The organism is Sphingobium sp. AS12 (assembly GCF_019097845.1).
Lineage (GTDB): Bacteria > Pseudomonadota > Alphaproteobacteria > Sphingomonadales > Sphingomonadaceae > Sphingobium.
Map to the genome: position 1 here is coordinate 302093 of NZ_JAHRGM010000035.1, position 26933 is coordinate 329025.

A 26933-nucleotide genomic window follows, 5' to 3' on the forward strand; every position below is an offset into this window, starting at 1 on the left:
AAACTGGTCCTGAGAAGGATCAGAAGCGGAAACCGACGCCGACCATCGCGGCGTCACGGCCACCGATATTCTGCTCATACTCGGTGCGCTGATATTCAGCCGAGATATAGGTGTTGGGGGTCGCCGCGAATTCCAGACCGCCGCCGAAACGGACGCCCTCGAACGCCGCGCCAACGCCCAGCGTTTCGATGCGGGTGGTGGCATAACCGACCTTGCCAAACGCCAGAACGCGCGGGGTGGCGACGAAGCCGACGCGCAGCGACGCGGCGAGATCACGGCTGAGTTCCACGCCGGAATCGCCGACAGTGGTGTCGCCCAAGCTGACTTCGACGCCGCCGGTGATGCGGGGGGCAAGCGCCAGATCATAACCGGCGGTCACGCCATAGGCAAAGCCGTCCTCTTCGCCGGCATTGTCATAGCCCAGCGTCACGCCAGCGCGCGGCCCGGTGAAAGGCGCAGCATCCTGAGCGAAAGCAGGGGCCGAAATGCAGGCAGCAGCAATCGCTGCGAAAATCACAGTTTTCATAAAGTCCTCGATATTATATTCATAACCGAATAGAGAAATTCATCCGGCATTCAGGTTCGGTGCCAAGAAATCGTGGCTGAAATAACACAACTCCTCCTGCCCATATCTCCTCCTTGTCTGAAGATTATATGGACGCGATCAGCATCGGTATCGCGCAACCGCCATCTAGGTTCGCCCTTTTGGTTTGCAAAGGGGCCAAGTCTTTATTTCAAATGATTTCAATATTCTGTTGCAAAAGTGTAACTATGCCATGGGATGGCTGTGCGTGCATCATGGCGAACATTCGTGGACTAAGCGGCGCGATCGGTTAGGATAGCGACCATGGACAGTCAGACCCCAAAGGCGACCGGCACCGTCAGGCGGCATCGCCTGTCGACGCGCCTATGGCACTGGCTAAATGCGGCATTGCTCTATGTGCTGTTCACCAGCGGGCTTGGCATCTTCAACGCCCATCCCCGCCTCTATTGGGGGCATTATGGCGCGAATTTGGACGCGGCCTGGCTGGAGCTTGATCGCTTCCCCGGCTGGCTGACCCTGCCTGCGCTCTATAGCCTGGCCATGTCGCGCCACTGGCATCTGGCGGCCGCGCCGATCTTCGCCTTCGCGCTGCTCTTCTACATGCTCTGGAGCCTCGCCAACCGGCACATCGTTCGCGACCTCGCCTTCCGTCGCGATGATCTTGCCCCGCGCCATATCTGGCAGGATATCAAGGATCATGCCCGGTTGCGCTTTCCCACGGGCGACGCCGCGCTGCGCTATAATGTGTTGCAAAAGTTTAGCTATATCGGCGTCATCTTCATCCTGTTGCCGCTCATCATCCTGACCGGGCTGACCATGGCGCCGGGAATGAATGCGGCCTGGCCCTGGCTGGTCGACCTGTTCGGCGGGCGGCAATCGGCGCGTTCGCTCCACTTCATCGCGGCTTTTGCGCTGGTCGCCTTCTTTCTCGTCCACATATTGATGGTGTTGCTGGCCGGGCCTGTGAACGAAGTCCGATCGATGATCACAGGCCGCTATCGCGTGCCGGAGGAACGGCCATGATTCTCACCCGCCGCACCCTGCTGCTAGTGGCCACTGCCACGCTGGCGGGGTGCGACCGGCTGGGGCGGAATGAAAGCGTGCGTGAAGCCCTTTTTTCGGCTGAAAATTTCCACCGCTGGGCGCAACGCAGCCTGATGGCGCGCGACGCGCTGGCGCAGGAGTTTCGGCCCGACCAGATATCGCCAATCTTCCGCGCCAATGGCACCGCCAACCCCAATACGCCTGCCTATAAGGCGCTGTGGCGGGGCGGCTTTGCCGACTGGCGGCTGCCGGTGACGGGGCTGGTGACGCGCCCGCTGTCCCTTTCTCTGGCGCAGTTGCAGGCGATGCCCCACCGCACCCAGATCACCCGCCATGATTGCGTCGAAGGCTGGAGCGCGATCGGCAAATGGCGCGGCGTTCCGCTGAAAGCCATCCTGGAAGCCGCCGGTTTGCGCGACAGCGCCCGCTACCTCGTCTTTCGCTGCGCCGACGATATGGGCGGCGGACGGCCCTATTATGAGAGCATCGACCGGTTCGACGCCTTCCATCCCCAGACGATCCTGGCCTATGCGCTCAATGACCGCCCCTTGACCGTCGCCAATGGCGCGCCGCTGCGGCTGCGGGTCGAACGGCAATTGGGCTATAAGCAGGCCAAATATCTGATGGGCATCGAAGCGGTCGCATCGCTCGACGGCATCGGCAAGGGGAAGGGCGGTTACTGGGAGGATTATGCCGGCTATGACTGGTATGCCGGGATTTGACCTGCGCCGTCCGGGGTGACAGATTATTGCCATGACACTGTTCGAGCGGATATTGCGGCGACTGGTCACCCAAGGCCAATTGACGATCTACACCCCTGACGGCACCCATTTCACGGTCGGCAAGTCCGACCCCGCTTTTCCCGATCTCGCGCTGCGGTTGCAGGACAAGCGGGTCGCCTTTGACGTTATGCGCGATCCGCGTCTCGGCATGGCCGAAGCCTATATTGACGGGCGCGTGACGATAGAGGGTGGCGGCATCATGGAATTTCTCTCCATGATCCGCGCCAATAATCCATGGGAAAGTGGGCGCTCGATCGACGCGAAAAGCGCACTGTCCCGTGGGTTGGGCAGCGCCCGGCAAAAATTGTGGCGCGCCAATCACAAAGCGCGGGCCAAGGCCAATGTCGCCCATCATTATGACCTGTCTGCCGCGCTCTACGCCCTCTTCCTCGACCGCGACCGCCAATATAGCTGCGCCTACTGGCCCGACGCCGACAATGAAGCAGGCATCAGCCTGGATCAGGCGCAGGAGGACAAGAAGGCCCATATCGCCGCCAAGTTGTTGCTGAAGCCGGGAATGCGGGTGCTGGATATCGGCTGCGGCTGGGGCGGCATGGCGCTCTATCTCCACCGCACCTGCGGCGTCGATGTGACCGGCATCACTTTGTCAGAAGAACAGCTCAAGATCGCCCGCCAGCGCGCCGCCGACGCGGGCGTGGCCGACCATGTCCGCTTCGAACTGATCGACTATCGCGACATGAAGGGGCCGTTCGACCGCATCGTGTCGGTCGGCATGTTTGAGCATGTCGGCACCGCCCATTACCGCACCTTCTTCAACACATGCCACGATCTGCTGACCCCCGATGGGGTCATGCTGGTCCACACGATCGGCCGCATGGGCGGGCCGGGGATCACCGACGCCTTCACCCAGAAATATATCTTCCCCGGCGGTTATATCCCGGCCCTGTCGGAGATGGTGGCGGGCAGTGAGGGGACGCGGCTGATGGTGACCGATGTGGAGGTGCTGCGCCTCCATTATGGCCTGACCATCCGTCACTGGTATAAGCGGGCAATGGCCCACCGCGCCGACATCATCGCCCTTTATGACGAGCGCTTCTTTCGCCTCTGGATCTTCTATCTGGCGGGCGCGGCAACGGTGTTCGAGCATGGCGGCATGGTCAATTACCAGGTCCAATATGCCCGCAACCGCCGCACCCTGCCGATCACCCGCGACTATATGCAGGAGGCGGAGGCCGCTCTCCAGGGCCGCTGACTGGCTGAACCGCCGCTAAATGGCGTGTTCGCGGACTGTTCAGTCGGCCTGGGCCATTGTTCCCCTCATGGTCCCGCCTCTGGAGCGGCGGGGCATGTGAGGAGAGAGCGACATGAACATCATCTGGAAAGGTGCCGCGGCACTCAGCCTGACTATTGCGGGCCTCAGCATGGCAGCCCCGGCGCAGGCGCAATATTATGGCGGCTATCGCGATGGCTGGCGCGGCGACCGCGGCCATCACTGGAATAATGGCCGCTGGGACAACAGGCGCTGGAACAACAGGCGCTGGGACAATCGCCGCCACTGGCGCGGCGACCGGCGCGACTGGCGTTATCGCGGCTATCGCCAGCGCTGCTGGACCGAATGGCGCTACGACTATTATCGCGACCGTGACGTGCGCGTGCGCATCTGTCGCTGATCGCATGACCAGCCTGCAACCCGCCGCCGACCGGTGGCGGGTTGCAGCAGGACGGGCAAACGGCTAGGCGCGGGCGCAACCTTGCAGGAAATATCTGACCATGAGCGACACGCCCCCCGATCATCTGTCCACCAACCCGCGCAGCCCCCATTTCAACATGGACGTGCTGCAACGCGGCATCGGCATCCGCTTCAAGGGGCGCGAGCGCAATGATGTCGAGGAATATTCGATTTCCGAAGGCTGGATCCGTGTCGCCGCCGGCAAGACCCGCGATCGCCATGGCAACCCGCTGACGATCAAGCTGAGCGGCCCGGTCGAAGCCTGGTTCCAGACGCCCGCGGCAGAGTCGGAAGAAAAGTCCGTCGACGCCGAATGACCGGCATCAGCGCAGTCGCGTCGATCAGTTCAGCCTCGTCTCCCGCTTCACGTCGGCGATGATCGCGCTCAGCGTCCGCTGCGACGGGGCGCTGTCAGCATATTCGACGATGAAGGGATCGGCCTCCAGCCGTGGCGCGGCCTGGCGTCCGTTCGCTTTGACCTGCGCCATTTGCGGCGCGGCACGTCGCGTCGTCATCGCGGCGGGCACTTGTACCTCGTCCCATTGATCGCGATCGACACGGGCAAAGCGTACGCTGCTGCCCAGCGCCGGATCGGGCGTGAAGTCATGCAGCTTCGCCTTTGCCGGATAGATGAAGCCGAAGGTCGGGTTGGTGCGCGCGCCCATCTGGCCCGTGGGGCTATGCCACACCCGCACCTGGCTCCAGTCGCCCGCATCCGACACGTCGATCGCCAGCACATCTTCCTCGATCGCGCCCGGCACCGACCAGTTGGCATGACGGATCAGCACGCGCCGGTCATCCAACACGCGGCTGACAACGGCGACATGCCCCAATGTCATAGGTCCAGCCGGACGAAAGGCCAGCACCGCGCCCTTTTTCGGCTTTTGCCCGCGCTTATACTGCGCCGCCGCCTGGTCCCACCAAGTCAGCGCATCGCCGCGAATCTCTACCCCTGACACAATGCGCGCATAGGGGACGCATTGCAGCGCGCTCGCACCCCATAGGGGTGCAGCGCTCAGACCGGACAGCAGGCACACCGCCGCCCAGCGAAACTGTCGAACCATATGCGATCTCGAAACCCTGAGAATCGCCCCACCGGGATCGATCCTAGTTCGGACCTTTTATGAATAGGTTAAGCCGTTCAAAAAGCAGAGCGGGCAGCGCCGGTTACGCTTGGATCGGCCATGGCGACCTGGACCGGCAGGTCGATGGTCTTGGGCTGGTCGGCATAGATGAAGCCGTTGGCCGGGTTGGAGCGCAGCCCCAGATTGCCGATCGGGCCGTACCAGACCCGGACATCCGACCAGTCGTTATTGGCCGAGACATCGACGGCGCGGACATTGCGCTCGATGCCGCCGCGATAGGACCAGTTGGCATGGGTCAGCAGCACTTCGCGCTGGCTCACCACCTTGCTGACCATGGCGACATGGCCAACCGGCATGGCGCGGCTGGAGGCGAAGGACAGGACAGCGCCGACGCGCGGTTCATGGCCACGATCATAGCGGCCCTGCGCCTGGTTCCACCAGGTGTTGGCGTTGCCATGCAGCTGTATGCCGGACACCTGACGAGCAAAGGGCGCGCATTGCAGCACGCCTGCCGTCGCAGGCGAAACGATCAGGAACGAGAGCGCACAAAGAGCAGCGGCGATAAGCCGTTGAAAACCACTGATCATGCGAATGCGACCCCGACCTTGTTTCAGGCTTTTGCCCCGTTGAGAGGCTTTAGGGCAGAGCGAAGGCGCATTGAAAAGCGCGGGGCGACGAGTCGTTGCGGGGGCGGGTTATGTCGCGGAACGAAAAACGTGGCCACCCGTTACAGTCAGCCGGGTTGCCGACAATAATTCGTTGAAAAGACTGGATTCTGTCCCCGTCATCCACACTTGCCCGCCCGTTTCCCCCAATCGGTCGAACAAGGCGGCCCGTCGCGACGGGTCGAGATGCGCCGCCACTTCGTCGAGCAACAACACCGGCGGCTGGCCGCGATGCTCGGCCACCAGTGCAGCGTGAGCCAGCAGGATCGAGAGCAACAGCGCCTTCTGCTCGCCGGTCGAACAGAGCGCGGCGGGCTGGTTCTTGGCAATGTGGATCACCGACAGGTCATGGCGGTGCGGCCCGGACAAAGTGCGCCCCGCCGCTGAATCGCGCCGCCTTTCCCGCTCCAGTCGCTGCGCCAATGGCACGTCGCTGCCATCCTCCTCGCCTTCTATCGTTACCAGCGGCCGGGCAAAGGGCGCGTCAGGCTGACCCGCCAGCGCCAGGTTCAGCCGCGCGACCAGATCGTAGCGCGCCGCCGCCAGTGCCGCGCCATGTTCGCCCATCTGCGCCTCCAGCGCGGACAGCCAGGCCGGATCGGCGCGGCGTGGATCGGCCAGCAGCCGGTTGCGCGCCCGCATCGCCGCATCATAGCGCGCGCTGTGCGCCGCATGGGCCGGGTGCAGCGCCAGCGTCAGCCGATCCAGAAAGCGCCGCCGCCCGCCGGGGCTGTCGAGAAACAGCCGGTCCATCGCCGGGGTCAGCCAGACGATCGACAGATGATCGGCCAGTGCGTTGGCGGACGATGCAACGCCGCCGATCCGCACCTGCCGCCGGTCGGGCGTGGCGGCGGCAACCCCGGTGCCCAGCACCACGCCATCCACGTCCGCCGCGATGCCAAAGCCGCCCGGCCCGTCCTGCCGCGCCATCGCCCGCAACGCCGCGCCACGCAGCCCGCGTCCGGGCGCCAGCATCGACACCGCCTCCAATATATTGGTCTTGCCCGCGCCATTATCGCCGGTCAGCAGGATGAAGCCATGATCGGGCACGATCAGCGCGTCCGCATGATTGCGGAAATCGCTCAAGGTCAGGCGGCCGATCATCGCCCGGCTGTAGCCGGGTCGGCGCGCGCGGGAAAGCGTTTAGCAGCGCTTGCGCGTCACCGCCGTTCCATCATTGATAATCGTCAGCGTCGCGCCATCGGCCGCCGGGCGCAGCACCAGTGTGCGCGTCCAGCTTTGCCCCTCGCCAGTAAAGGCCGCCTTGACCGACAACTGGCCGTCGGCATCGGGCGTTACTGCTTCGACCATGCCAACGCTTTCATGAAAGACCATCTGGTCCGGCAGGATATTCAACTCCAGATCGGCTGCGCGGTCGCCGCATCTATCGCTTACGCCGGTCCATCGACCGTGCAAGGCGGCTGGGATGAGCGCGGATGCCCGCACATCCGGTACGGGCGACTCCGTTGGCACCGTGGCGTTCACTGGTGGCGGCGCATCCGGCGCAGGCTCCGTCCGGTCGCTGATATTCGCCACCACGCCGGGCTGCACCTCCGGCTTTTTGGCAGGCTTGTCGCAGGCGGCAAGGACGATCAGCGGTAGCAGGGCAAGGAGAAAGCGCATCACAACAGAACTGGCGAGCCGTCCCGCGGTTCCTGTCCCTGATCGTGACCGACTGTCGCCGCCATGCTAATCTCCCCGCCGATGTGAAAGAGGGAGAGCATGTCATGCCGGTGCTGGGAATGGGCGGATTATTTTTCCGCGCGCGTGATCCCGACGCGCTGAACGCTTGGTATCGCACCTATCTGGGTGTGGGCGCGGGCTGTGTGTCAGATCCCGATGCCAGCCCGGATGAATGGACTTGGCGGACATTGGGCGGCCCGATGGTCTTTTCCGCGTTCAAGGCGGACAGCGACTATTTCGCCGCGGACAAGGCGTTCATGATCAATCTGCGCGTGTCCGATCTCGATTCCCTTCTGGCCGGCTTGCGGGACGCTGACATTGCCGTCATCACCAATGCCGAATGGGATCATCCCGATGTCGGGCGTTTTGCCCGCATTCATGATCCCGAAGGCAATGCCATCGAATTGTGGGAGCCGCCCGCGCCCGCCGCCTGACCGTGATTTTAAGGAGCCTGATGATGAAGCGCCTGTCCCTGTTGCTCGCCGCCGCTGCCACCCTGCTGGGATCGAGCGGGGCGATGGCTGCCCTTGCCATTGGTGCCAAGGCACCCGACTTCACCACGCGCGGTGCGCAGGCGGGCAAGACGTTCACCCTGACCCTTTCGCACCAGTTGAAGCGCGGCCCGGTTGTCCTCTATTTCTTCCCCAAGGCATTCACGCCCGGCTGCTCGGCCGAAGCGCGCGAATTTGCCGACAATATCGACAAGTTCAAGGCGGCCGGGGCCACCGTGATCGGCATGTCGGCCGACTCTGTCGATGATCTGGTCGCCTTCTCGACCAAGGAATGTGCGGGCAAATTCGCCGTCGCTTCCGCCGGACCGGGCATCGTGTCGGGCTATGACGTGGCGCTCAAGATGCGCCCCGGCATGACCGACCGCACCTCCTACGTCATCGCTCCGTCAGGCCGCATCGCCTTCGTCCATTCCGAAATGAACTATGCCGAACATGTCAAAACCACGCTGGCGGCGGTCCAGGCGATGAAGCAGAAATAACAAAACGCCGTTCGTGCTGAGTAGGGACTGAGCGAAGCCGAAGGCCCGTATCGAAGCATTATGCGCTGCGTGTGATCCCTCGATACGCCATTTCGCCTTCGTTCAATGGCTACTCAGGACGAACGACGAACGGGGTGGTTTGCCTCCAAGGCCATTCACTCACCCAAAAAATCCCCACTCGCAATCCGCGCCAGTCCCGCTACATCGCGCGCGTAGATATAGGTCCAGGCCTCGACCGGCCCGTCGGCCCGTTGCACCGTCACCAATGCGCGCCGATATTCATGCGGCTCCGGGAAATGCGCAGCACATTCCTCATATTCGTCCAGCCGCGCCAGCAATGTAGCCGGATCGGCTAGGGCAAACAGATCGCCCATCACTACCCCTTCATCACCCGGCACGAAGCCCGGATACGTATCGACCCGATACAGCGCGCCGCGCGCCGTCGCCTGTCCCACGACAGGCGCCACGCCGCGCAGCCATCGCGCCATCGGCCCGTCGAAACCAGCCCGCAATGTGCCATAGACGAACAGCAAAGCGCTGCTCATGCCGCGCCCATGGAAATTATCCCGATAAACGGCAAATTTCCCCAACTGATAGAAATGCCCGCAGGCCGACTTTGCCCTGCAATGCCTGAAAGTGGCGAATTTCCAAGGGAAAACAAAACTGGCACGGCTCCTGCAATCCTATTGGGCATCAAGGCCGGATAGCCCGGCCAGCCAAAAATCAGGGAGTTTCTACCATGTCCATCGCCAGGTTCCACAGTGCCGCCGTCGCTCTTGTCGGCGCTTTCATCGTCGCCAGCCTGTTCGTCGGTGCCGCCGTGCCGGTCCTGCCGATCGCCTGATCGACCCATATTTTTCGCCAAAATCCCAAAATCAGAAGGCCAGACTCATGAACAACAGCTTCACCCTCGACCGTCGCCATGGCAAGATTATGGGCGTGTGCGCGGGCTTGTCCAACCGCACCGGGCTTGACGTCACGCTGATCCGCGTCGCCACCGTCCTACTGACGCTGTGCGCTCTCGGCCCGGTCGGCGTTGTGGCCTATCTGCTCGCAGGCTGGCTCGCGGAAGGGTAAGCCGACGGCAAGATCGACCAAAGTCAGCTTATAATAAAAGAGCCGCCCCGGCATAGGCCATGGGCGGCTTTTTAATATCCCGACGAGTCGGGATAAAGATGAGCGCGGATTGCGCTCAGGCGTAAAGCACCGAATAGAAGGTCAGCATCTGTACGCCGACCGCAACCACCAGCGCAGCGCCCTGAAAAGCCTGTCGCATATATAACTCCAATATGGTCATTCATTGCCGCCCCAGTCGGGCGGACCGGGCCTATGCGCCCGTCATGCTATTGTAACAATCGCAAAGCGCGGCGCACCGATTGCAACAAATGCAACAGACTGTAACTATATAGTCGCACTCAATGCCAACGCCGCGGCTGGGTTTCGCACCTTCGCGCCACTAATGAAGAAAGCATAGGCATCGCCCACCGCCGCCTGCGTCCGCAGCCGTCCCCCCCAGTCCGCCAGCGCCGCCGCGCCATAGCCGGTCGCCTCATCCTCCTGCGCCCGCATCAGCCGCATGTACGAAAACCCGACGTCCGCGCCCTGAATTGCGGGATAGGTGTCATGATCCGCCAGCACCACCGCAGTACCAGCCTCCTGCACCATCGCCAGAAAGGCAGTGTGATCGAAACTGGCGTGCCGAACCTCCAGCGCATGGCGCAGCGGCACGCCATCGACACTGGCCGGCAACAGCTTCAGAAACGCACCGAAATCCTCGGGATTAAATGCCTTGGTCGGCATGAATTGCCACAAGATCGGCCCCAGCCGGTCGCCCAGTTCGGCAATCCCCTGTCCGACAAATTTGGCGACCGACTCGCCCGCGTCCCCCAGCACCCTGCGGTTGGTGCAATAGCGTGACGCCTTGACCGCAAACTGGAAGCCGTCCGGCACCGCCTTCGCCCAGCCTGCAAATGTCGCCGGTTTCTGCGTACTATAATAGGTCGCATTGATCTCGGTCGCGGTCAGATGTTGCCCGACATAGGCCAGTTCATCCTTCTGCCGCAGCCCGGCCGGATAGAAAGTCCCGCGCCACGGCTCAAACACCCAGCCGCCAATGCCGATCCTGATCCGCCCCGCCATCCCGACCTCCCGCGCAACTTGCGTTACATATGTCTATCTTACTGTCGGCCTTTTCAAGCCGATCAGCCATGGCTTGACCCCGCGCGTCGGTTTCGCTGTCCCATCCATCCGCCGCGCCCGCAGGATCTGGACGGGTTTGACGATCATCTGCCCCCGCATCGGACCCGTTCCGCAACAGGTCGGCACGGCCAATATCTTTTTCACGACCGCCATCCCGCCCACCACATGGCCGAACGCGGCATAGCCGATGGACCCCTCGCGCGCATCCATCGTCGGGGTTGCGCCAACGGTCATGAAGAAATTGCCCATCGCCGAATTGGTCCGGTTGGGCCGCGCCATGGACAGGGTGGCGTCGAGATGGCGGATGCCGGTCTGGCTGGTCGGCTCATGCACCACCGGCGGCAGCGATCGCCGCACATCCATGTCGATCCCGCCCTGGATCAGCCCCTGCGTCGGATCGCTCTTGCGCCGCGCCGCGCGATAGAAAGTCACGCCATCGAACCGCCCGTCATCTACATAGGTCAGGAAATTGGCCGACGTCCGCGGCGCGCGCCTAGTGTCGAGCGCCACGATGATCGTCCCCACCGACGTTTCGATCGCCACCCGGATATAGCCGGGCATCGGTCGGTTCGCAGGCACCGCATGGGCAAAGCTGGACGAAAGCAGGGCTGACAGGATGGCAAGGCAACGGACAAACAGACGCATCGACAGGCGAACACTCGCGGCAGGGAGGGATGAAGCCCCAATGGCTAGAGCCGCCGCACGGTCAGCGCAATCACCCGCTGCCAGAAGGGCTGCGCGTGACATGATCTGAATGAGGAAAAAGTGGTGCCGGAGACGGAAACGCATTGCTGGCTGAAATATCAGCTATTCCTTGTCTTGTTTGAATATGTTTTTCATCGTGGCCCCCAATCTGGCCCCCAAACCATTTCCTTGGGGCGCGTCGCTTGTCGCTGAACCCGCTTCCGACTGACTGGCTGCCGGGCGGTCTGTCTCAATTATGGGTGCACCACCGGATTTGAACTGACCTAGCAACAATCCGTATTCCCACGTCTCAAGATCGACGTAGGTCGGCACCGGCACGTCTATCATTGGCCGAGGAATTTCCTCGTACCATTGCAGAGCGAGGCCGCCCTTTTTTCGGCGACCTTTCTGGAAAATATCACGATACCGATATGGCGAAATACCTAGGAACGGCAGGAATGCGACGCGCCCGCCAGTCTCTTGTTCGATCTCGATTTCATTCTCGTGCAATTCCTTGGCTTTGCTCTTGGGATACGGCTCCATGTAAACAACCTTGGAGATACCAGCCGCCAGCACATGCTTGGTGCAGTTGTGACATGGAAAAGTGGTGCAGTAGAGGGTCGCCCCTTTGATCGACCGACCAAGACGGGCAGCATCGCAAATCGCACACATTTCTGCATGAACTACGCGGCCATATTCTGTCAGATCCGTGATCTGTGCGCCGTAAAGGGCACCTTCGCCGATTTGAGGAGTGGAGGTCGGCTTTTGGGTTAGGCGATCAACAATCTGGGCAGAACTGCCGATGTTTCGGGCCTCCTGAGATAGCATTCCACCGCGTTGGAGCCTTTCCATCAAATCGCGGATGACCTCGCGCTTTAAAAGGTCGTTCGGATCATGACCCATCTTGATGTCGCGGTGATCGGGCTCTTCCCCATCCCAATATGTGCCGCCAAAAGCCTTCGGCACTTCGTTGCAGCCCTGCGTGATCAGTTCACCATCAGAAGTAAAAATCGCTGCTCCTACCTGGCGCGACAAATCGCTCGATCGAAGGGAAGCGGACTTGGCCGCGTACATGCCGTACTCGGCTTTGGTGGGCGCTATATCGGCTTTGCCAAATAGCGCTTCTACAAATCGGACGGTTTTCGCTTCCATCTCTTCCTTATGAATGCCGTCTATAAAAACGTCCGCCCTATGGAAGGTCTCGCGCAAATGCTGCCCGTGAGCATCGCCATCCTCGTTCATGTCTCGATGCATGAGTTTGTCGGCCTTGGCGCTGATCTCATGATCGGGCACGTCCAATTGTAACGATCGCTTCAGCTTTTGCTCAATGATACGCTTTCGGCTTTCGGCTGAGCCATATGCAGATATGAGTACGAACTGGCGTCCATAGACCTTCCGCATCAGGTCGACCTCTTCCGGCCGTTTCAACTGACGGACTAAATAGGCGGTCTTTGCGATCACCCGCTCTTCAGGAGGTAGCGCTTCAGCTGGCTCTTCGCCTGAGATAGGCGGATAGACTGAAGCCCTATGTTGACGGATTGCACGCATCGCAAAGCGCATGAGCGTGTCTGGAGAACCATAGCGTCGGCAAACCTCGCTAGCGTGATCCATCTTGTACGACATCACGGCTTCATAATCGTTGCCTTTAGACTTGGCGATGTCGGTCGTTTCCTCATCGATCTCCGAGGTGATGCGGATATTGACGGTTTGATAATCAACCGCTTGAAGAGCTTGGGCAAGCGTCTGAGAGATCGCATCTATATCGATCCCGATCGGACCCGCGATTCCGAACACCAATTCTGGGTGCAAAATAGCGTTCGGCTCATCGGACATTCAGACCCCCTCGTGCATTTAGGCTGGCAAATGGAATGTGATTCAGGCATCAAAGGCAAGCGGGAAATGGGGAGACAGAAAATGACGGTCAGAGATCAACGCACTCTGGATGTCATCGATGAGGTTTCTCGAACTGCCGATCGTCTGGCGCGCCGGATGGGCGGGCAGTATGTTTTGGACGGCAAATGGCGTAATGCTCTTGATGAACAAGAGAAAGTTGCGCGTTCGACGGCCAGCCGCGTTTCTGCATGATTCTGCGCCGTTAATTCGGCAGGCTTAAAACTCTTCATCTCGTCAATCACGCTTGTGCGTTTGCCAAGGTTCATACCGTCGGCCAAACTGCTGCTATCATCGCGCATGCCGCTTCAATATTAGCGATCCTCCGCGCGGAGTTCGTTGGTCCCCGAACCACTGAACGCCTGGGCACGTCTACGACCATTGATGCTTGAGGGTGCACCGTTCCAAGATCACCGATATATTGTTGTGCATGAAGGTGGGCGATTGTCGCCAAATGACCGTTCGCTTCGGCTCGCCTCCCTTCCGCTGCATCGCCGCCTGCGCCGATGGTGCATCGGATAAAAACTTGTCCAACGCGCGGACCATCACGCCGCACCACCCTTGAAATGAGATCAGGGCTCACAGAAATTTCTACCCCATTGATATTCAGGCTAACTGATGGAAGCCGCGGCTCGAGATACTCTGCATTCCAAAGGTCCAGCTCGTTCGTAGCCCGCTGAAATGAGTCAATGACGTCCATGCATCGTTGGGCATCATCTCGGACCAGCGGACCGTTGGCCATGTCATCACGTCGGTCTTGAAGATCCGTAATTGCCTGAGCTGCGATCCGGTTCATGCCAGCACGATTTCGCAAACATTCCGAGATTGCCCGCCTAGCGTGCGCGTACTGGATGATGAGCGCTCGGTTAGGCCCTGGGTTTTTTGCTTGCCGAAGAATCCCCATCTGTCCTACCGGAGTTGGCGCGACAAGGTAGTCGGCGAGTTGCGAAGCCGACAGTCTAGGATTTGTGCGCGGAGCAGGAGGACGAGCCATGGACGAGTTCCTTGCAATGGGGACAACCCCTAACGGCCAGGAGATTTACCTTTCTGAACTTTCAAAGCAAACACTCGCTGAGAATGGGATGAAAGAAGACAGCACGGGTCTCTATATTTACGAAGCAAGCGACAACCCGAGGGGATGTGGTATCCGGGTCTTAGCAGCGGTCCCATGCCTAGAGGCTGGGTTCAGGATGCTTGATATTCTCGGCCTACGCCTCATGCCAGCGTAACTGGTAAACTGACCACCATAGCCTCTGCAATGGCCCGCATTAATACATCCTTCGGCACCGGCACGCTCACACTGACGTAGCCCACATTCTGCGCCCGCCGCGTCCCATACTGCCTGATCCATTCCTTCCCATGCTGCCGCCAAGCGCGCTGCAACGGCACGACTGGCAACAGGTAACAGATGCCCGATGGCGCAAAGGCATAGGCGATGAAGTCGCAGGCCAGAGGTTTCTGGACCCATCCGGGGATACGCCGGGCCTCGTCGCTCCAGCGCTCCAGTAAAATGTCGGGCCAGTCCTCCATGCGGACCTTCTCGTCCACGGTGTAGGTCCGACCGCAGTCCAAGGTCAGGACACGGTCTATCCCGCCGCGTTGCGCCCAGCCGTCGTTTCGCACGGCGACGGCAGAGGCGAGCTTTGGAAATGCCCGGCGGTACATGTCGATCCACCATGGCGCATCGGTGAAACTGTTGGATAGGGCGAGACTATCATGGAAGCGGTGGCGGCGCGGTCGGGACGGCGAAACGCCCCGGCCCGATTGGGGCCGAGGCGCAATAGGTGCTAATGGTTGAGATCGAGAACTCAGCGGTGCTTCTTCCTTCTCATGCTGCGTCACCCGGCGGTTTCGGACGTGGCAGGCGGGTCAATAGGCTGTCTGCCGCCGCTCGCATGTCTGGGGCATCGTGATCGCCGAAAGCGGCGTGCCTCAGTTGTTTCAGCACGGAAATCCGCGTCTCGTCGGACAGCGCGGTGTAGAGCGCCAGCGCCATCAAGTGTGCCTCGTCCCAACGCCCAAATTGGGAACACCAGCGATCCAGCGCCTTATCCTTTCGATCCTGCACCAGTTTGAGACGCACGACGTTCGGCGGAGTGTGCTCGCCGTCCCGAGACTTCAACATCAGCGCGAGATCACCGCCAGCGGTATGAACATAGCTAGTGACCCGCTTTCTCCCGCGCTTGATAGGCTTTGGGAATGGAATGATCTGGGTCATGACCGCGCCTCCAAAACCCACCATCCGTTGGCGGTCTTGTGACCGAGCATTTTCGCTGCCCGCCTAATTTGGGGATCGGCTCGGAAATGCTTACGGACATCGAGATATGCGCGACCGGCAAGTAGGCATTCATTCACGTCCTGCGGTGAGCCATCGTACAACGCGCGCGGAACGCCACCGCCTTCTTCAATGTGGCCTTCGGGTGTAACCAAGATGCGGCCACCAGCCCGGATAAAGTTCCGCATGGCAATTGTGGTCGCCTGCGCATCGCGTGGCCGCATGTCGATCACCCAGCCCGACCGGCTCAGGCGACGCAAAAGCAGGCTCCGGCGGCCCTCCAAGCGATCGAGATCGTGGGCCAGAATGTGGGTCCAGCGCCAGCGGTGCCGCATCTGCGTATCGCACGGCACACCAACAGACAGACGAACATCGCCTTCCGCGCTGTATTCTGCATGAGCTGTGCCGCCGACAGACCCCAATAGCTCTAGCCAACAATCGACGTAGCCAACGTCATCGTCGTCAAGTTCGGAGAGTTTTAGAAGCATGGCGTCGCTTGCCTGAGCGGAGTGCAGATCAGGACCTGCCCAACAGTCGGTATTGTCGATAGCCGGAATTTCTTCGTCGGCAGTGGCTACATTCGGGGGAAACCTCATGGTCAGCACTCCCCCGAAAAAGCGACTGGCATGTAGATACCGACGACCGGACCGAGAATGTAAGTGCCGAGCGCCCACGGGAAAAACGGACCTTCTGGCCGAGCATACCGACGGACGCCCCGGATAATTTTCGATCTAAGGGGCACATATTCCCAGCACCCCTTTTCTAATCCGGATCGGGTTGCCGGACGCACATAGACAACCTCGCGCTCGATTACCCGCGGGCTGTCAGGCAAGGCCGAGCAGGCGACAGGCCGCTGCCGCTCCAGACAGTAAAGGCCCGGCGGCGTTCCATCACAAAACTCGTAAGAACGCTCTTCCTTGTAAACGGCGACCTCGCCGGGCCGGAGCAACACCCCGCCATCTTCGAATATGGGAACCACGCCATGGCCGGGTTCGATCCGGTCGATTATCTGGAGACGGGCGGACGATCGTTCGATCTCAGCACCGATGGTGTCGGACATTGCGGGCAATCCGTTGCTGGGCACGACTATGCTGATGTTCATTTCAGTCCTCCTTCCCCGATAAGCAGCAGTCGGCGGAGAGCGCGACGTTTGGTGGACCTGCTACGGGTGATCGAAACGATGACGGCTTGCCCCTGTTCTGCCGAACCAATTTCTTCATCCTCAGCAGCATCGCTAAGCGAGCATCCTGGCCCAGGAGCCGACCCGGCATCGTGGCAGCAGAAATCATCTTCACCCAGAAGGCCGTCGAATTCGTCGCCATTCAGTTCAAGGTCGACGTCCGCATCGAGATCATCCATCCGGTCGATGGCCTGCTGAACAAGACGGGCAAGCGCCGGGCGCGGCATGGACGGGATAACCGCCAGCATCCCCTCCAATGAGCCGCCCGCGATCCAGCGCCGCCGGTCTCGGTTGCGACGCCAACCACGATAATGCCGGGGCTTGTATCCATCGGCGGCGGCAGCGTGACTAGCCATTGCCCTGCCCTCCTTCGATCCGATCAAGCGTCTCGATGATGCGGAACAACGTGCCCGATCGCACCTTTCGCCCTGCATAGAGATCACCGACAAGATTGGGATCGCGGTTCACCATCCGCCCAAAGTCGGCTTCACGGACCGAACCAATCTTGATGGCGGCGGCAATCCGTTCCAGCAGGGATGACGGTATCGGAGCCGCAGCGCCTTTCGGCGTGTCCAGGCGCGGACGGGGATCGCGCCGGATGGCCCTCTTCCTCGGCTTGGGCGTGAATTGCAGCGCGGCATAGTTCTGGCGATAGGCGATCATTCGACCATCTCCCGGCTGACGCGCTCCATGATGAGCGCTTTGACGGCATTGCGACGATCAGCGTCACCACGCACGATGCGTTCATGGGAGCGGATTACCGCTTCCTCCGCAGCGCCGTTCAGCAGCCAATGCAGCCAGACCGCATCCCCGACTATGGCATAGCCGCCGCCAAGTTCGACATAGCGGGTAAGCCACTCGCCGGGATCGAATGTCACGTCGTCGCGGACAATCGCCGGATGTTCCTGCAAGGCGATCATAGGATCACTCCTTCCAGCAGGTCGGGCATTATCCCGCGCAGCTTCTCACCACGGGCAACGCTGGCGTCCAAAAGCCCAATGGCCTCAATCAGGATCGCGCCGATGTCGCAGTCGGTGCGGGGAGAATCCTCTACCCCAGCAAGGCTCAACTTGATTAGGCTGTCCGACAGGTTCCGAGCAGGCAGCGCCCAGACGACGTTCAGGACAGCGGTTACCGCATCCCCTGCTTCTGCCAGTTCCTCATCGGTGAAGTCTGCCCCCAGATCGTCCATTGCAGTCTGAGCGTTCTGGACGGCATCGAGCGCCTGCGACCATACGCCATCCAATGGATGCGGCTGCTTGAAGGTGATCCAACTCATGACACCCCCCGTTCGCAAAGGCGGCGGGCATCGGCGAGAATGCTGCTGACGAAATTATCGCCGCCGAACTCTGCGACCATGATCTCCATCTTTTCCGCCAGCATCCTGTTATCGGTGACGGGGTATTCCATCACCGCGTCGAGCGATCGGGCGGCGCGGCAAAGATACTGGTCATGGTCGGCGTCCAGCGTCTCATAATCGGGGTGCGAGGGGCAGGTAGACCCATAAGGGTGCGCGTTCATGACGGAGGTGGCGGCGCGATAGTCCGCTACAAGGCTGTCCCATGCCGTCGTATCAGGCCTGGGGATGCAGACCAGTGTTGGCGTCGCATAGGCCAGCGTCGGCAGGCCGGTCGCGATCGCAGCAAGCGCGCGCATGACATTGCGCCGCGAGGGCGTTAGGGTGTTCATAGTCGTCTTCCCTCTTCATCAGGGGTTTCGATCAGGTCGAGTTTGGAGATTAGGCCCTCCATTCTCGACCGACTGATAGTTTTCATATCACTGCGAACGCTGGCGAACAAGAGCGAATTGATATAGATCCGATCACATGATCTCTGTGGACCAATGCCGCGCTGCTCGAGCCCTGCTCAATTGGTCCGCTCAGGATCTGGCCAACGAGGCCGAGATCGGCGTGGCAACCGTTCGCCGATACGAGGCGGGAGCTCCAATCGCGAACCCTTCAATGACTGCCATTGAAACGGCCCTATCACGAGCGGGAATTGCCTTTGTCTCAACCGGAGAGGCGTCGAACCAAGGCGGCGAAGGCGTGCGGTTCAGGTAGGCGTAGCGATGCGCCGATTAAGGAGAAGCAATGGACATCGACATTCCCCACACCCTCGGCGCAACCGAGGCCAAGCGGCGCATTGACGCCGGGCTGCCCAAGCTGGAACAGCACATCCCAGGCGGTGGCACCGTCGTTTCCAATTGGACGACGGACACCACACTGGACATGAAGATCACCGCCATGGGGCAGACCGTCCCGGTCCAGCTTGTGGTCGAGGATGCTGTGGTTCGCGGCACCGTGTCGGTTCCCATGATGCTCAAGATGATGTCCGGGCCGATCTCGGATTTCGTGAAGACCAGCGCGCAGAAAATGCTCGCCAAGCCAGCCTGAAAGCTGAGCCTTCCCGATCAGAACGAATTGCCGATCGGGAAGGCCCATTGCCTTAGCTGCCCCCCGCCAGTTCAGCAGGCACGGCATCTTCCATGATGTCGTCGATTCGCTCCCACAGGCAGTAGCGCTCGTGCAGATCCTCGGCGTAATCCTTGTCGCCCTGATGCCGCATGAGGTCGATGAACGCCTCCAGTGACAGCGTGGCGAACGGAGCCTTACCTTCGGAGGGCAACGCCAGTTGCGCGGCATAGCGCTGGCAGGCGTTCTGCATCGGCTGGTTCAGTTCGGGCAGGATGACCATGAACCGGCCCTCGGCATAATCGCCCCGCATGATCGCAGCCTGGAGCAGCACATGCTCACGCATCAACTGCTGGACGGGGCGCTTTCGCAGTTCCGGTGCCATCGGGTCGTTGAACAGGCCCGTTGCGGGCATGAGATGGGCATAGCGAGCGCGCAAATCCCGGATAGGCTCCCAGCCGCTCTCGCTGTATTTCATCTCGATCGCGATGATACCCTTGCGACCGTCGGCGCGGACATAGGTGATTGCCGCGTCCCACGCCGTGTTGTCCCCGGTCAGGTCGTCCGAGCCGCGCCCCGGCGAATGCTCGAACAGCACTGTCTCCGCCGTGGCATCCGCCAAATCGGGGAACATTGCGCGAAGCATGTTGGTCGCGAGGCATTCGTCCAGCCGCAACGGGCCGAACGCATTGAACACCAGCGGATGGCTGGACAGGAGGTTGGTCCACAGGCGCTGCTCGTCCGAGGTCGCCCAAGGCTCGCGATAGGCATGTTCCAGCCAGACCAGCCGGGCGATTTCCGGTGACATGAAGTTGCCACCGCGCCGTGCGGCGGTGTCGCTGATCCGGGAACCGAGCCAGCGCTTTTCGCCATTGGGCGGGACGTGCCGACCGATGCGCAATTCACGGCCAGCGCGCCACAGGCTTTGGAGCAGACGGGCGCAGGATCGAAAGCGGTTGTCGTTGGGTTCGCTCACCCGGTAGCGGGTGAGGACCGCATCAGGGACGATGGGTAGGTGCGTTCGTTTCAAGGCGTGTTCTCCATGCCGACAGGAATTGCAGGCGAGGAGAATTCACTTGGAGGCAACAGGACGTAACGCGTAGCCGTCCCGTTTTACGATGTTTTAGGCCCATCGCGGCACAACTGCTGAATGGACAAAGAAGAACACCCCCTCACCCGCGCCGATTTTTCCGACAGTGAAGGCTGGATGCGGCATTGCCACGAAGGCGGGATCGACCTCGACCGGATTGATGATGGTTTTGGAGGCATTGTCGGTGGCGGGCGATACGGCAAACTTGTGGAGGGCATCTACGGCACGACTAAACTCGATTTCTTGCGAACATGGGCAGGATGGGGCGTCTCTCGGTCGCTGAGATGGCGGCAGTTCGTCAAGGGCTATGAAGCCATCGCATTCGCCAATTGCCTCGGCATAGTGCTGGACTCCAGCATAGACATCACATGGTCCATGCAGGGCATTCATTCCGACGTGCTGGTGGCCGCACGACAAAAAGCCTTCCTGGATGCAATCCGGCGATGGTTTGAACGCCATGATGAACCCGCAGCCTATTATTGGGTCCTAGAGCGCGGCAGTCGCAGGGGGTTGCATACACACATAACGCTTCGGATCCCGCCGCATCTGGTCGAGGAGTTCAATACATATGTGAATGCGACGCTTGCGCGCGTGGTCAAAGGCCCGCTGGTGCGAACGAAGACTGAGCGTACAATGATGGTCAAGCCCCGCGCTGGCCGTAACCTTATCGCGCAGTGGAACAGGTTCACCTATCTCATGAAGGCATTGGACAAGACCTTGATCGCTTTCGATCGTTCAAATCCAGTAGCCTCGCCAAGAGTGGCGAATTGGACGATCATAAACTTCAGACCACAGGGCGAAATCTCTGTGAAGCGAATGGGCGTGTCCCGCTTCCTTGATGACGCGACGCGCCGCCGATGGGCGTCAGTCAATGATTTCCCCAGCATGCCGATTGGCGACAATGGGCCGCCCCTGGATGATCGGTATCTGCAATGGTTCTATGCCAATCGCGACAGCATCATCAGACCTGCTGGCTGAGGGTCAAATCAGGAAACGGAAGCCCCCGGACCAGGAAACGGAACTGCGAAAATCAGGAAACGGAAATGACCTTGCGTAACCCCTTGATAAATTACGGCGAATAGGCCGCCCGTGGGCTACGCGATTTGCCACCCATATGGTGGGATCGCGACCGATCAATAACCTTTTAAAATAATGGATTCTGGCCAGGCGAAGGAGGGTTGATGGAGAGGGATAAAGGGGAAGGGCATAGAGGGGGAAGGCATTATTAAGGTGAAGGAGAAGGTGGTGAAGGTGTTGATATAAATAGCGCTGACCACAGGCGTCCGACACGCGATCGAACGGCAAGTGCCCCAGCGTTTCACTCGATCGGCGGCAGCTTAGATCCCCAGATACGCTCGAGCAGGGTTCGCAGCCCTGCTAGGCCGCGCAGATCCAGCTTTCTCTGATTGTCGTAGTGCAGCGTGCCCGTGGTCGGGAAGAAATTCAGGTTCTCGAATTTCAGTTGCGTTGGCGAAGGTCGATACACCGGTATCTTGGCCTTCCGGCACCATGCAATCGCCGCCTTCATCTGCGGGCCGTCGCCGGGCTCATCCAGTTCGGCATCATGGGTAAAGCGCATTTCACGCTCCCACGCGGAAGGAGGGTTGAGCGGCCAGCCATGCCTCGGCAGCGTCCATAGGAACTAGCGTGCGTCTCCCGACCTTGATCGCCCGAAGAGTTCCCTTGCCGATCTCTTCATAGGTGCGGGTTTTCCCCATCCGCGCCCATTGGCTGAACTCGTCGATCGTGAGGGCGGCTGGTTTGATTGTCGTCATCGGCGTCACTCCATCGTTGAGGACGCATATGGACGAAGCGCGGCGATGGCTCTCAGGCGGTTGGGCGGCAAATGTCACAGGGAATCAACCTATGGACTCGCACCGCCATTGACCAAACCGAGCCGCCCTTTACCGTGACGTGGACCGGTTGGAGGGCGTCTTCCGCCATCATATCTGGGGCGATCGTCGGCTCGACCCCGTTGTCAGACAGGCAGGGACATTCGGAATGAAAATTAGGAGATTACTGACCGAGGCGGTCATCATCATCATATCAGCAATCAGTGCCGACGTAGCTATCGCAACACAGACAGAGCGAACTTCAGGCTCACCTGATCAGGTTATGAAGGATCTCGGCCTTGAGGCGATCCGGCAAGTGGATGGCGACATCTGCTTCCCGTCGACGGCCGAGGAGTATGTCGGTCTGGGAAAGAACGCCGTTGTCATGCTGACCAGTTCCAGCGTCATTGCAACGGAGTTGCCGCTTCGGTCGGTCTATGCGCTCCAGAACGGTGTACGCATCCCGCTCCAACGGATTGCCGCATTCAATAAGCAGTTCGACGAACGCAGCGGGCGCACCACGCAGGTGTCATTCTATCTCATGCCGATCCATCTCATGAAGCGGGATGCGCAAGTCCTAGCTGACTTTGAAGGCCAGCGCCGGGGGTTTGGTTTTTTCAGCTTCTCGGCAAGCAAAGGCATGGACCCTAGCGCCCCTACCTTCGCTCGACTCGATGAGTATGACGACCCGTCCGACCCGGACATGGCGGTGGTTCAAGCTGTCCTGGCCCGAGAGTATCCCGACCATTTCCAGTGAGACGCTGAACTCCTAAGCTGCGACTTTCATGCCAACCTGATCAGGGTACATGTGGATCAGTTCGAACCGCATGGTGGTTGCCGACACTTCCGTCATCAGCACATCACCGGCGACACGGCTTCCATCCGCCACACCATGACTCCAACCGGCAACCTTCCTTCGCTGGGCATCGACCAAGACCTTGCCATCCTCAATGGGGTCAAATGAGCGAGGCACTGTCACGTTGACCTTTCGGTCGCCAAATGCGTCGGCAGGCGGAACCATGGGCGCAATGATTATGTCAGCGGAGTGGTATTCGTAAGGGGATTTTCCATCCGGCCCCATTCCGGGCGTGAAAATAGTCAGGCCCAGCGCACGCCCATGTTCATGTGAGTAAAAGCCGATCATGAAGCGGCGATCTTCCCTGTCACCACCATCGGCATCTTCGCTGCAAGTTTCCCGAACCATCGCCCGGAACGCACGTAAGAATGCTATCTGGCCTAACTTGTCATACCCCCGGCGCTCAATTTCATCGAACATCAAGGTGGCGTTGAGCTTGCCTGCTCCAACCATGGCTATCGCCATAGCCTGGTTGGGAAACGGCATGATCTTGTGTTCCAGTTTAAGAATCACACCGTCGGCATCGTAATAGCCGCAATCTGTATAGAGATAGGCAGCCTGTGGCTGAACGATCAGATTTGCCAAGGACATTTGGGCTCTCCAAAATACTGGTTGTCCGCGTCAGCGGTGAGATAAGCGACCACCGCCTCTGCCGGGATGAACACGCGGTCGACCCCCGCCTCTTCGCCGAGCTGCTGGGCAAGTGCAGCGAAGGCATCGGGATCGCGCTGCGCCGTCTTGGACGAACGGGCCGCCTTCTCCAGACCATCAAGCAACATCGCACCGGCGTGGGCTTCCATCATGCTATCAGCGCGCTGCTGCATTTTTGAAGCTATGCGGTTCACGCCCGCAAGAGCGCCGGAGGTCACCAAGGTAGCGAGGGCCGTCTTGTATGCGGCATCTGGACGCTCCGCCAGATATTCGCCCCATGTCTTATCAGGGTTGGCGATTGCAGTGTCGACTGCGTCCTGCGCATGGGTTGCGGCCTGTTCCGTCAGAAATTCGCGCCCTAGATACCCCGACAGGAATCTGCCTGCGCCGACTTTACCCAAGCTTTCGACCAGGAATCCCATCGGCAGTTTTTCCGTCACCACCTCAATGCCGCCTTCGAGCGCGCCGCCAAGGGCAGCCTGCCCGCGCGTTCCGCCTCGCGATCGGTATTTGCCATAGGAGTCGAAGCCGCTCTGCCCGCCAGCAGCCAATAATGCCGGTGCCGGATTGGCTGTGGCTATCGAGGCAGCGATGCCTGGTGCCATCTGGGCAAGGGACGACGCGCCCGCATAAAAACCTTCAGCAGTCTTGGATTTGAACGCCGGGCGACTTGCCTCAGCCCTGTCGTCCGCACGCTGGTAGCGCTGCATTGCATTCGGGACTGAGAAATCCCCCAATGAGGGCGCGCCAGGGGCGGCCTTGGGCACAAGGAAATGCGTCCAATCGGCGAATGCCAAGCTCAGACCTTCACGCGCCTTAACCCCACCCTGAACAAAATCGACGGCAAGGCCTTTGATGCTATTCAGCAAAGTAGGCTCTGGCTGGCGCGCGGCCGTCAGTTCGCCATTACCCGCTAGCGCCCTCTTCCAATAGTCTTGATTCGTCCGCCGCTTCTGCCATTCCTTGGCATCGAAAACCCGACCCAATTGAGCAAGCCCATCAAAGTCGTCCGCAGCAATGGCGGCGTTGTTGCCCTGCTGGGACCATCCAGCAATGGCAGGATACTGCCCCATCACCGTTTGCGCTCGCCTAGCTCGCGCCTGCGCTTCAAAGCCAGGTAAATCAGCCGAAATGACAGCGGCGGGCATGTCATACTCACGCGCCAGCATCGACACGCGCGCCTCTTTCTCAGCGTCGGCCTCCCGGATGCGGCGCGAAATGGCGGCATCGCGGTTGGTCCGCAGCATTTCCCCCAATGGATCAGTGTCAGGGGTGGCCGTCGCGCCGCTCGGTAAAGGCGCGCCCATCAGTGAGGATGTAAGATCGGTCATTCCCAATACTCCGGTTTGCCCTTGTTCTGGACGTAGATGTCGCCGATCACGCCATCTGGCGGCATCTCGCCGTTATGGGCGTCTCTCCATTCTTTGATGATACGCTCGCGTGTCACGATCGGCACCGCGACCTGGTAGCGTCCGCCCGCTGCAAATCGGGGCTTCGTTTCCACCTCTTGTCCGTACCGCGACGAATTTGGCACGGCTACCGGCATAATGGCGCGTTTCCATGCTGCGTCGATTTCCTGCGCAGTGGGCTCCCGTTTACCCGCTGTTATGGATTTGATGTACCCTTCCATGTCGCGAGCCACGCGCGCGTAATTCTCAGGGTTTGCTTTCACATTAAGCAACTTAGCCATCGCTGGATCGAAGGCTGTTTGATACCCGATCGATGTGGAAATGGCTGACCGGGTTTGGAGCATCCTATCGCCACCGGGGCCACGCATCCGGGCCTGATCAGTCACCGCTGCATCTAGTTCTGCGGGTGTCACCTTGCCGATAAACTCTCCAAGGTCGGCTTTAAGGAATACATCTGGGTTCCCGTGCTGAATCGCATGAAGGCGCATAGCCTCGCGCGAATTGGCCTTCGGTGCCGAACTCGTGCCATTCGATTTGGCCGCATTTGAAAATTGTACCGCCGCTTCGGGCGGAAGGTTATCTCGGATGCCAGATGGCATCTGCGAGATGTCGGTAAAGCTATCTCCCTTTGTCAGCACCCATCGAAGCGCGGCATCCTTGGCATCATCCTCCTGTCGCGCCTTGAGCGTCTCATCCAGCGACACGCGCTCCTTGGCTTCCGACAGAGCTGCGTCGCGCTGCTCGATCGACCAGCCTTCACGCTCTGCAACTGCGAATATGCGCTGGGTCAGTGCCTTCATGTCCCAGCGGCGGGCTGCTGGAACGGTGCCGCCGCCTCCCTCGCCAAGAACAACATGCCAATGATCGCCAGTCGCGTGAGCAGACCGGCCTGCGCCAACTTCGTTCCGTGCTTCCAAGACCGTGTAGCCTGCGCCCTCGACACCCTTAACGTATTGGGCAAACGACATTCCGGCGATCGGCTTCACATCAACAGCAGCATGGCTCTTGGTGTGCCAGGATTTCGGGTTGGCCTTAGATAGGGGGTGGTCTGCGGCGCGGTATGTCGATGTAACCACTGCCTGAGGGAACAGTGCTTTGATGGCTTCGCCGCCGTTTGTAACTGGAGTGCCAGCAGCCGTCGCAACACCCTTACCCGGCTGTCCGACGATCGGGGGGAGCATCGCCAACGAATCAACCTTTTGAGATGCCCAGCGCTTTAGCAATGGCGCTGCAAGATCAGCGGAAATCTCAGCTTCATCCCCTGCATTGAATTGACCAGAATGAGCCTGTTTGTAAGCATCGGCCATCTCATAGTCTTTGTCGGCCATGTAGCGCTTGACCACGGCGACGTGGGCCGTTGACATTGCATCGCGCTCGACCTTGACCAGAATTTCATCGCCTCCCAGTCCCGCCATGATCGCATTTTCACGGGCCTGGGCCTTTGCATTCGCAATGAACTCCGAGCGCTTCGCGGGATCATCGGACGCGACTGCGCCCTCCAAAAGGTTCGAGAATTTGGCTTTGCCTGTTTCCTGATCATAGATTTTGGTTTGGCCGACCGCATAGGACGCCACATCGTTCAAAGCTGCCGACCGCATACGAGCAAGCTGGGGCTCCAAATGCATCTTCGTCCGTGGATCAGCCTGAGCCAGCACACCCTTCAACGCCTCGTCTATTGAGTTTTCGACACCGGGCCGCGCATCCAGTGCCAGCTTGCCAGCCTTCGTTTTGAAATCGGCAAGCGTCGTAGTGATCGAAGAACTGGCGTTCAGACCAAGATTATCAGAATTGATCTTGGCCAGATTCTCCTCGATCTGATCTTGGGCAACAGCGAATTCCATGACATCGCGCCCGGCCTGACGTAGCCCACGGCCGATGGCGTCACCGACCCCGCCGGCGTTGTCAGCGGCCCGAAACCGAGCGCCTGTCGTTTGGACCGGGTTTACCCACGCAGCGCCATATGTGGAGATTTT

General features: G+C 60.2%; 39 protein-coding genes. 14 read left to right on the forward strand and 25 right to left on the reverse strand.

The features are described 5' to 3' along the window. Positions 1 to 19 precede the first annotated feature (19 nt). Positions 20 to 526: an outer membrane beta-barrel protein gene (locus KRZ98_RS14710; RefSeq protein ID WP_217674209.1), complete on the reverse strand. Its 507-nt coding sequence runs from the start codon at positions 524 to 526 to the stop codon at positions 20 to 22. A 321-nt stretch (positions 527 to 847) separates the two neighbouring features. Here KRZ98_RS14710 and KRZ98_RS14715 point away from each other — a divergent pair, with 321 nt between their 5' ends. From KRZ98_RS14715 to KRZ98_RS14735, 5 genes are all read left to right on the forward strand, one after another. Next, positions 848 to 1567, forward strand: coding sequence for a cytochrome b/b6 domain-containing protein (locus KRZ98_RS14715; RefSeq protein ID WP_217674210.1), 720 nt, complete (start codon positions 848 to 850; stop codon positions 1565 to 1567). Further along, positions 1564 to 2310, forward strand: coding sequence for a molybdopterin-binding protein (locus KRZ98_RS14720; protein WP_217674211.1), 747 nt, complete (start codon positions 1564 to 1566; stop codon positions 2308 to 2310). Before KRZ98_RS14715 ends, KRZ98_RS14720 begins: the two co-directional genes overlap by 4 nt. Before the next feature lie 31 nt (positions 2311 to 2341). Next, positions 2342 to 3583: a cyclopropane-fatty-acyl-phospholipid synthase family protein gene (locus tag KRZ98_RS14725; protein ID WP_217674212.1), complete on the forward strand. Its 1242-nt coding sequence runs from the start codon at positions 2342 to 2344 to the stop codon at positions 3581 to 3583. A 112-nt stretch (positions 3584 to 3695) separates the two neighbouring features. After that, entirely contained in the window at positions 3696 to 4001 is a 306-nt protein-coding gene (locus tag KRZ98_RS14730; RefSeq protein WP_217674213.1) for a hypothetical protein, read from the forward strand. Positions 4002 to 4101: 100 nt separating this feature from the next. Beyond that, positions 4102 to 4377, forward strand: a complete 276-nt coding sequence (locus KRZ98_RS14735; RefSeq protein ID WP_217674214.1) for a DUF3297 family protein — start codon at positions 4102 to 4104, stop codon at positions 4375 to 4377. 24 nt (positions 4378 to 4401) lie between these two features. On the opposite strand, the gene KRZ98_RS14740 is transcribed toward KRZ98_RS14735, so the two are convergent. The 4 genes from KRZ98_RS14740 to KRZ98_RS14755 form a co-directional block, all read right to left on the reverse strand. Beyond that, complete coding sequence (locus tag KRZ98_RS14740; RefSeq protein WP_217674215.1) at positions 4402 to 5124, reverse strand: CHAP domain-containing protein; 723 nt, start codon at positions 5122 to 5124, stop codon at positions 4402 to 4404. A gap of 77 nt (positions 5125 to 5201) precedes the next feature. Continuing rightward, entirely contained in the window at positions 5202 to 5732 is a 531-nt protein-coding gene (locus tag KRZ98_RS14745; protein ID WP_217674216.1) for a CHAP domain-containing protein, read from the reverse strand. A gap of 108 nt (positions 5733 to 5840) precedes the next feature. Next, the gene (recF, locus tag KRZ98_RS14750; protein WP_217674217.1) at positions 5841 to 6914 is read right to left on the reverse strand and encodes a DNA replication/repair protein RecF; all 1074 of its coding nucleotides are present in this window, start codon (positions 6912 to 6914) and stop codon (positions 5841 to 5843) included. A 39-nt stretch (positions 6915 to 6953) separates the two neighbouring features. Further along, on the reverse strand, positions 6954 to 7433 hold the full coding sequence (locus KRZ98_RS14755) for a hypothetical protein (RefSeq protein WP_217674218.1): 480 nt from the start codon (positions 7431 to 7433) through the stop codon (positions 6954 to 6956). A gap of 104 nt (positions 7434 to 7537) precedes the next feature. On the opposite strand from KRZ98_RS14755, the gene KRZ98_RS14760 reads away from it, so the two are divergent. Both KRZ98_RS14760 and KRZ98_RS14765 read left to right on the forward strand, forming a co-directional pair. Next, positions 7538 to 7927, forward strand: a complete 390-nt coding sequence (locus tag KRZ98_RS14760; RefSeq protein WP_217674407.1) for a VOC family protein — start codon at positions 7538 to 7540, stop codon at positions 7925 to 7927. Positions 7928 to 7950: 23 nt separating this feature from the next. Next, entirely contained in the window at positions 7951 to 8484 is a 534-nt protein-coding gene (locus KRZ98_RS14765; RefSeq protein ID WP_217674406.1) for a peroxiredoxin, read from the forward strand. A 155-nt stretch (positions 8485 to 8639) separates the two neighbouring features. Here KRZ98_RS14765 and KRZ98_RS14770 read toward each other — a convergent pair whose 3' ends face one another. Next, positions 8640 to 9029: a gamma-glutamylcyclotransferase gene (locus tag KRZ98_RS14770; RefSeq protein ID WP_217674219.1), complete on the reverse strand. Its 390-nt coding sequence runs from the start codon at positions 9027 to 9029 to the stop codon at positions 8640 to 8642. Positions 9030 to 9375: 346 nt separating this feature from the next. Between KRZ98_RS14770 and KRZ98_RS14775 the strand changes: the two genes are divergently transcribed. Beyond that, positions 9376 to 9561: a PspC domain-containing protein gene (locus tag KRZ98_RS14775; protein WP_217674220.1), complete on the forward strand. Its 186-nt coding sequence runs from the start codon at positions 9376 to 9378 to the stop codon at positions 9559 to 9561. A 324-nt stretch (positions 9562 to 9885) separates the two neighbouring features. Here the strand turns inward: KRZ98_RS14775 and KRZ98_RS14780 are convergent, their stop codons facing one another. From KRZ98_RS14780 to KRZ98_RS14790, 3 genes are all read right to left on the reverse strand, one after another. Then, positions 9886 to 10623 carry a DUF72 domain-containing protein gene (locus tag KRZ98_RS14780; protein WP_217674221.1) on the reverse strand — a complete coding sequence of 246 codons (738 nt, stop codon included), beginning with the start codon at positions 10621 to 10623 and terminating at the stop codon, positions 9886 to 9888. 33 nt (positions 10624 to 10656) lie between these two features. Next, positions 10657 to 11328: a peptidylprolyl isomerase gene (locus KRZ98_RS14785; RefSeq protein WP_217674222.1), complete on the reverse strand. Its 672-nt coding sequence runs from the start codon at positions 11326 to 11328 to the stop codon at positions 10657 to 10659. A gap of 162 nt (positions 11329 to 11490) precedes the next feature. Continuing rightward, positions 11491 to 13200 (reverse strand): anti-phage dCTP deaminase, encoded by a 1710-nt coding sequence (locus KRZ98_RS14790; RefSeq protein ID WP_254798446.1) that lies wholly within the window; start codon positions 13198 to 13200, stop codon positions 11491 to 11493. 30 nt (positions 13201 to 13230) lie between these two features. Between KRZ98_RS14790 and KRZ98_RS14795 the strand changes: the two genes are divergently transcribed. After that, complete coding sequence (locus KRZ98_RS14795; protein ID WP_217674223.1) at positions 13231 to 13452, forward strand: hypothetical protein; 222 nt, start codon at positions 13231 to 13233, stop codon at positions 13450 to 13452. Positions 13453 to 13522: 70 nt separating this feature from the next. On the opposite strand, the gene KRZ98_RS14800 is transcribed toward KRZ98_RS14795, so the two are convergent. Then, on the reverse strand, positions 13523 to 14053 hold the full coding sequence (locus tag KRZ98_RS14800; RefSeq protein WP_217674224.1) for a hypothetical protein: 531 nt from the start codon (positions 14051 to 14053) through the stop codon (positions 13523 to 13525). Positions 14054 to 14249: 196 nt separating this feature from the next. On the opposite strand from KRZ98_RS14800, the gene KRZ98_RS14805 reads away from it, so the two are divergent. Further along, positions 14250 to 14486, forward strand: a complete 237-nt coding sequence (locus tag KRZ98_RS14805) for a hypothetical protein (RefSeq protein ID WP_217674225.1) — start codon at positions 14250 to 14252, stop codon at positions 14484 to 14486. Here the strand turns inward: KRZ98_RS14805 and KRZ98_RS14810 are convergent. From KRZ98_RS14810 to KRZ98_RS14850, 9 genes are all read right to left on the reverse strand, one after another. Then, the gene (locus KRZ98_RS14810; RefSeq protein WP_217674226.1) at positions 14473 to 14922 is read right to left on the reverse strand and encodes a hypothetical protein; all 450 of its coding nucleotides are present in this window, start codon (positions 14920 to 14922) and stop codon (positions 14473 to 14475) included. The two genes, KRZ98_RS14805 and KRZ98_RS14810, sit on opposite strands and share 14 nt — an antisense overlap. A gap of 163 nt (positions 14923 to 15085) precedes the next feature. Further along, on the reverse strand, positions 15086 to 15475 hold the full coding sequence (locus KRZ98_RS14815) for a hypothetical protein (protein WP_217674227.1): 390 nt from the start codon (positions 15473 to 15475) through the stop codon (positions 15086 to 15088). After that, positions 15472 to 16128, reverse strand: a complete 657-nt coding sequence (locus tag KRZ98_RS14820; RefSeq protein ID WP_217674228.1) for a hypothetical protein — start codon at positions 16126 to 16128, stop codon at positions 15472 to 15474. Before KRZ98_RS14820 ends, KRZ98_RS14815 begins: the two co-directional genes overlap by 4 nt. 2 nt (positions 16129 to 16130) lie before the next feature. Further along, the gene (locus KRZ98_RS14825; protein ID WP_217674229.1) at positions 16131 to 16634 is read right to left on the reverse strand and encodes a hypothetical protein; all 504 of its coding nucleotides are present in this window, start codon (positions 16632 to 16634) and stop codon (positions 16131 to 16133) included. Next, positions 16631 to 16960, reverse strand: a complete 330-nt coding sequence (locus KRZ98_RS14830) for a hypothetical protein (RefSeq protein WP_217674230.1) — start codon at positions 16958 to 16960, stop codon at positions 16631 to 16633. The genes KRZ98_RS14825 and KRZ98_RS14830 overlap by 4 nt, the downstream gene beginning before the upstream one ends. Positions 16961 to 17060: 100 nt before the next feature. Then, on the reverse strand, positions 17061 to 17375 hold the full coding sequence (locus KRZ98_RS24150) for a hypothetical protein (protein ID WP_254798450.1): 315 nt from the start codon (positions 17373 to 17375) through the stop codon (positions 17061 to 17063). Beyond that, on the reverse strand, positions 17372 to 17632 hold the full coding sequence (locus tag KRZ98_RS14840) for a hypothetical protein (RefSeq protein WP_217674231.1): 261 nt from the start codon (positions 17630 to 17632) through the stop codon (positions 17372 to 17374). Before KRZ98_RS14840 ends, KRZ98_RS24150 begins: the two co-directional genes overlap by 4 nt. Continuing rightward, the gene (locus KRZ98_RS14845) at positions 17629 to 17991 is read right to left on the reverse strand and encodes a hypothetical protein (protein WP_217674232.1); all 363 of its coding nucleotides are present in this window, start codon (positions 17989 to 17991) and stop codon (positions 17629 to 17631) included. The genes KRZ98_RS14840 and KRZ98_RS14845 overlap by 4 nt, the downstream gene beginning before the upstream one ends. Further along, the gene (locus KRZ98_RS14850) at positions 17988 to 18401 is read right to left on the reverse strand and encodes a hypothetical protein (protein WP_217674233.1); all 414 of its coding nucleotides are present in this window, start codon (positions 18399 to 18401) and stop codon (positions 17988 to 17990) included. The genes KRZ98_RS14845 and KRZ98_RS14850 overlap by 4 nt, the downstream gene beginning before the upstream one ends. 136 nt (positions 18402 to 18537) lie before the next feature. Between KRZ98_RS14850 and KRZ98_RS24600 the strand changes: the two genes are divergently transcribed. Both KRZ98_RS24600 and KRZ98_RS14860 read left to right on the forward strand, forming a co-directional pair. Then, a complete protein-coding gene (locus KRZ98_RS24600) occupies positions 18538 to 18771 on the forward strand; it encodes a helix-turn-helix transcriptional regulator (protein ID WP_217674234.1) in 234 nt (77 codons plus the stop codon). A gap of 30 nt (positions 18772 to 18801) precedes the next feature. Further along, positions 18802 to 19104 carry a polyhydroxyalkanoic acid system family protein gene (locus tag KRZ98_RS14860; RefSeq protein WP_217674235.1) on the forward strand — a complete coding sequence of 101 codons (303 nt, stop codon included), beginning with the start codon at positions 18802 to 18804 and terminating at the stop codon, positions 19102 to 19104. A 52-nt stretch (positions 19105 to 19156) separates the two neighbouring features. Here the strand turns inward: KRZ98_RS14860 and KRZ98_RS14865 are convergent, their stop codons facing one another. Further along, positions 19157 to 20152, reverse strand: a complete 996-nt coding sequence (locus tag KRZ98_RS14865; protein ID WP_217674236.1) for a hypothetical protein — start codon at positions 20150 to 20152, stop codon at positions 19157 to 19159. A 120-nt stretch (positions 20153 to 20272) separates the two neighbouring features. Between KRZ98_RS14865 and KRZ98_RS14870 the strand changes: the two genes are divergently transcribed. After that, on the forward strand, positions 20273 to 21190 hold the full coding sequence (locus tag KRZ98_RS14870) for a hypothetical protein (protein WP_217674237.1): 918 nt from the start codon (positions 20273 to 20275) through the stop codon (positions 21188 to 21190). A 340-nt stretch (positions 21191 to 21530) separates the two neighbouring features. Here the strand turns inward: KRZ98_RS14870 and KRZ98_RS14875 are convergent, their stop codons facing one another. Beyond that, positions 21531 to 21791, reverse strand: coding sequence for a hypothetical protein (locus KRZ98_RS14875; protein WP_217674238.1), 261 nt, complete (start codon positions 21789 to 21791; stop codon positions 21531 to 21533). A 1-nt stretch (position 21792) separates the two neighbouring features. Beyond that, positions 21793 to 21987, reverse strand: a complete 195-nt coding sequence (locus KRZ98_RS14880; RefSeq protein ID WP_217674239.1) for a helix-turn-helix domain-containing protein — start codon at positions 21985 to 21987, stop codon at positions 21793 to 21795. Positions 21988 to 22126: 139 nt separating this feature from the next. On the opposite strand from KRZ98_RS14880, the gene KRZ98_RS14885 reads away from it, so the two are divergent. Next, positions 22127 to 22801, forward strand: coding sequence for a hypothetical protein (locus tag KRZ98_RS14885; RefSeq protein ID WP_217674240.1), 675 nt, complete (start codon positions 22127 to 22129; stop codon positions 22799 to 22801). A 12-nt stretch (positions 22802 to 22813) separates the two neighbouring features. Here the strand turns inward: KRZ98_RS14885 and KRZ98_RS14890 are convergent, their stop codons facing one another. Genes KRZ98_RS14890 through KRZ98_RS14900 form a run of 3 tightly spaced genes read right to left on the reverse strand, consistent with a single transcriptional unit; the run spans position 22814 to position 26801 of the window. Continuing rightward, positions 22814 to 23491, reverse strand: a complete 678-nt coding sequence (locus KRZ98_RS14890; protein ID WP_217674241.1) for a hypothetical protein — start codon at positions 23489 to 23491, stop codon at positions 22814 to 22816. Then, complete coding sequence (locus KRZ98_RS14895; protein ID WP_217674242.1) at positions 23473 to 24882, reverse strand: hypothetical protein; 1410 nt, start codon at positions 24880 to 24882, stop codon at positions 23473 to 23475. The genes KRZ98_RS14890 and KRZ98_RS14895 overlap by 19 nt, the downstream gene beginning before the upstream one ends. Next, a complete protein-coding gene (locus KRZ98_RS14900) occupies positions 24879 to 26801 on the reverse strand; it encodes a hypothetical protein (protein WP_217674243.1) in 1923 nt (640 codons plus the stop codon). The genes KRZ98_RS14895 and KRZ98_RS14900 overlap by 4 nt, the downstream gene beginning before the upstream one ends. Between the last annotated feature and the right edge of the window lie 132 nt (positions 26802 to 26933).